This window comes from Arsukibacterium sp. (assembly GCF_036735525.1).
In the GTDB taxonomy this organism is placed as follows: Bacteria; Pseudomonadota; Gammaproteobacteria; order Enterobacterales; family Alteromonadaceae; genus Alishewanella.
On sequence record NZ_DAINOE010000144.1, the window covers coordinates 1 to 4,203 of the forward strand.

At 46.2% G+C, this 4,203-nt stretch carries 4 protein-coding genes; 2 read left to right on the forward strand and 2 right to left on the reverse strand.

The window, feature by feature from the left end:
- Window positions 1-147: 147 nt before the first annotated feature.
- Complete coding sequence (locus V7D78_RS16270; RefSeq protein WP_333609510.1) at window positions 148-546, reverse strand: phosphate ABC transporter substrate-binding protein; 399 nt, start codon at window positions 544-546, stop codon at window positions 148-150.
- 9 nt (window positions 547-555) lie between these two features.
- The gene (locus V7D78_RS16275) at window positions 556-1,686 is read right to left on the reverse strand and encodes a porin (protein ID WP_333609511.1); all 1,131 of its coding nucleotides are present in this window, start codon (window positions 1,684-1,686) and stop codon (window positions 556-558) included.
- A 245-nt stretch (window positions 1,687-1,931) separates the two neighbouring features.
- Here V7D78_RS16275 and istA point away from each other — a divergent pair, with 245 nt between their 5' ends.
- Both istA and istB read left to right on the forward strand, forming a co-directional pair.
- Complete coding sequence (gene istA, locus V7D78_RS16280; protein ID WP_333609512.1) at window positions 1,932-3,470, forward strand: IS21 family transposase; 1,539 nt, start codon at window positions 1,932-1,934, stop codon at window positions 3,468-3,470.
- Window positions 3,471-3,481: 11 nt separating this feature from the next.
- On the forward strand, window positions 3,482-4,203 hold a 722-nt coding region (gene istB, locus V7D78_RS16285; protein WP_333609513.1), incomplete at its 3' end, for an IS21-like element helper ATPase IstB.

Sequence of the window (4,203 nt, forward strand, 5' to 3'; positions counted from 1 at the left end):
TATTTGTATGTGCAGAGTTTATAACCCTACTGTCTTGCTCAAGATTTATTGATTGCTATTGAAGATAGTATTTTGGGAAGATGAAGCACTCAGAAAAAAGCCGCTCTAATTCAGCGGCTTTAGTAGATTAACAACACAGGTTTTTAATCAGTTAAGCGTCATTATCACTTTAACTTTATCAGTTACATTTGCAGCATCAATATAGCCAATACCATACTCATTACTGCTTACAAACTGAATAACTTCGTCATCACTATTCAGCTCTGGTGGCGGTGTACCTTTACCGGTAAAAACCAGCTTTGACCAATATGCTTTTAGCTGAGCAGAAGAACGTCCTACTGCCTTTTCATCAAATTGGGCGCGCTTTGCATCAGATTCTTTAAGATTAACCGGCTGCAATACCGACGAACGACCGGTATACAGCCTGGCGATATCATCACTTGAGATGTTTTCATTCATAGAGGGATGTACAACTACCACCACTTGAGCAAAGGCTGGAGAAAAGAACAACATAGCAAAAATTAATGAAAGAGTATGTGTTTTCATTACAATTCCTTAAAAAATCAAATCAATACCAAATGACAATAAGCTTGCTTTATCATTTTGCAGGCGATCATCTCTGGTTGTGTATTGCACTTTAAAAGCCGCAGAGGAGTGAAAATTGTACCTCATTCCAATACTATAACTATTTGCGTCAACACGCTGACTTTGCACAAGGCCAATAACAGGCAACAAGAATTCAGCGGGTAATATAGTCTGATAGGGTGCATAAATGGCATCCTTGGACGTAAAGTCTTCATTTTCTATTAAAAAGTAAGGTACAAAATCATCAAAGCGATAACCAACAGAAAGATAAATATTTTGTCGTTGCGCAAAAAATGACTTTTTAACATCAATCCTATTGTATTCGGAGATCAACACCCAACTACCATTATCAAATGTCATACCTAAACCAATAAACTGACCAGGATCTTGATTAAAATCCAACGCTGCAACCAAGTCAGTAAGTCCCGCTTGAGTCAATCCGGTTAGCAATGGATCTAGCATTGGTGAAGATATTTCAAGATCTCCTCTTAAATAGGCCATGCGAAATGATAATGAACCTAATTCAAGTTCCCAGCTGCCGCCGGCAATATCTGTTGCTCTAGCCGAAGCAGGATTGCCAGCAAGTGTTATATCATCGCTGTAGGAGCCATATATTAATTGCCAAGTAGAATCAGCTTCAAAAAAACTGCCTGTATGATAAATAGATATTCCTTCGATGTTGTCAAAACCTAGGCCGTAAAAGCCTTGTGGTACTCGGTTCCAGTCATAAGCATAGCCAACATCCATAAAATCAGAATAACGATAAAATGGCGTTCGTAAACGCCCCACGTTTATCCTTGTGCTTTCAGTTAGCATGTAAGTAACAAATGCCCATTCGAAAGTGGCATCAAAATCATTACTCCCACGGCCCATCAACTGCGCCGTAACCGATAACCTTTCACCCAAATCAGAACGAATTTGCAGTGCAAGCAAACTTTCATTTTTAAAGTTAAGCTTATCAGTATAATCATACAACGAACTGTCGCCCGACGTTGTTAACCCTGCTTTTATAGAAGCAAAACCATTAATAGTGGTATTAGCATTAGCATTCGCAACACACAGTGCAGAAAGTGCAGCGAATGTTAGTAGATGTATTTTCATTATTCCCTCTTTCAAACTGCATGTTTCGGATGAATCCGAACACTCATTTCGGTCCAATCCGATCACCCATTTCGGTTTAATCCGATCACCTGTTTCGGTTTTATCCGATCACTTTTAGCCATTTTCCGAAATCGCTGTTCGGTTTGCCGGAATCGCTGATCGGAATGCCGAAATGCCGTTCTTTTTCTAACCAAATCAACTGGTAAGCTCTTCCTAACTTTAACGTACTTAGGAACAAGCTGACCATGGCTAGAAAGAGAACAGACATGAGCAAAATTAAAGACATTCTGAGGCTTCGTTTTGATGCTGGGCTGAGCTTAAGAGACATCAGTAAGTGCTGCGCTGTTGGCCCTGCCACTGTCAGCGAAATCCTGTCACGCTTTGCGACAAGCGGGTTAAGCTGGCCGCTGCCCGTTGACACCAGTGATACTGAGCTGGAAAAAGTGGTCTATAAAGGCAAAAACACGTCCAGGCATAAACGCCAGCCTGACTACGCCCTGATGCATCAGGAGCTAAAACGTAAAGGCATGACCAAGCTGCTGTTATGGCAGGAATATCGTGATAAAGATACGGCTACAGCCTATGGCTACACGCAGTATTGTGAGCATTATCAGGTCTGGGTAAAAAGCGTCAAACGCAGTATGCGGCAGCTTCACATTGCCGGTGACAAGTTATTTATTGATTACTGCGGCCCAACCGTGGCCATTCTCAACCCTGATACCGGCGAAGTTCGCTATTGTGCGCAGATCTTCGTTGCCACCTTGGGGGCCTCTAATTACACCTATGTTGAAGCCGGGCGCTCTCAGCAGCTTGAGGACTGGATTATGGCTCATACCCGTGCCTTCCAGTTCTTTGGTGGTATTCCGCGTTTGCTGGTGCCTGATAATCTGCGCTCAGCAGTAACCAAAACCCATCGTTACATGCCTGTTATCAATGAGAACTATGCGCGCATGGCACGGCATTACGGCACCGCCGTCATGCCCGCGAGGCCTTACAAGCCCAAGGATAAATCAAAGGCTGAAAACGCGGTATTGATTGTTGAGCGCTGGATCCTGATGCGTTTACGCCATGAACACTTTTACACGCTCAGCAGTTTAAATCAGCGGATCCGTGAACTGTTACATGATCTTAATCACCGCCAGCAGCGGGTGCATCCGGGCTCTCGTCATGAGCTCTACACCCGGTTTGATAAGCCCGCACTGATGCCATTACCTGCTTATCCCTACGAGTATATCGACAGTAAACAAGCCCGTGTCGGGCCTGACTATCACGTGCTGTACGCAAAACACGCGTACTCCGTCCCTCATAATCTGGTGAGCCATACGGTTACTGTGGAAGCTACCGCACACATCATCTGCGTGTACTACCAAGGTAAAGTTGTGGCACAGCACCCCAGAAAACATCAGGCCGGTGGCTTTACCACTGTCAAAGAGCATATGCCTGATGCGCATATCAAACAGCGCTGGAGTGCTGAAAGATTACTGGGTTGGGCTGACAGCATTGGCAGCGGCGTCAGGGCGGTAATCACCTTCCAACTTGACCGGCGTCAACATCCTGAGAATGCAGTTAAAAGCTGCCTGGCTATCCTGAGCCTGGCCAAAAAGTACAGTAACGAGCGGCTGGAGGCTGCCAGCCAACAAGCGCTGCTCCTGGAGCAGCCATACCTGAAAGTGATTACAAACCTGCTTGTGAATAACAAAGAGCTCGGCTCTGTCGCCGCGACTGCGGATGAACAACCACCGCTGACCCACCACAACATCCGTGGCCAACATTATTACCAATAAGGAGAACCCACATGAGCTTATCGACATTACATGAGCAGCTGCGCGCGTTACGGCTTGGCCACTTCACCCACGCATTGCAGCAGCAACAAACACAACCCGATACATACACTGAAATGAGCTTCGAAGAGCGGCTAAGCTTGCTGGCCACACATGAGCTGCTCTGCCGTGATAACACCAAAGTGCAGCGGTTGGCCCGCCAGGCGAGGTTACGCGTCGATGCACGCGCCAGTCATATAGACTACCGTGCCAGCCGGGGGCTGCGAAAAGACAAAATCGCTGCCTTACTCAGTGGTCAGTATCTGCACTATAACCAGAACATTATCCTGACGGGAGCAACAGGCTGCGGTAAAACCTACCTTGCCTGCGCGCTGGCCACACAAGCTTGTGATCAGCATCACAGCGTACGTTACTACCGGTTGGGTGAGTTGTTGGACGAGCTACATATCGGCCACGCCGACGGCTCATACCGCCAGCAACTGAGCACCTTGGCTAAACGCAAACTGCTCATTCTGGACGACTGGGGTATGGAGGCGTTAACGGCACGTCAGGCCAACGACTTGCTGGATGTAATGGAAATACGTTACCAGCAATCAAGCACCATCATTGCCAGCCAAATACCGACCAGTGAGTGGTACAAACTTATTCCGAGTCCCACCATCGCTGATGCACTATTAGACCGGCTATTACACAACAGTCACCGAATTGAATTAACAGGAGAGTCGATGAGAAAGCT

What these genes read in the sequence shown, in the direction of transcription:
- V7D78_RS16270 (WP_333609510.1), bottom strand. Translation starts at nt 546, where the DNA reads ATGAAAACACATACTCTTTCATTAATTTTTGCTATGTTGTTCTTTTCT.
- V7D78_RS16275 (WP_333609511.1), bottom strand. Translation starts at nt 1,686, where the DNA reads ATGAAAATACATCTACTAACATTCGCTGCACTTTCTGCACTGTGTGTT.
- istA (WP_333609512.1), top strand. Translation starts at nt 1,932, where the DNA reads ATGGCTAGAAAGAGAACAGACATGAGCAAAATTAAAGACATTCTGAGG.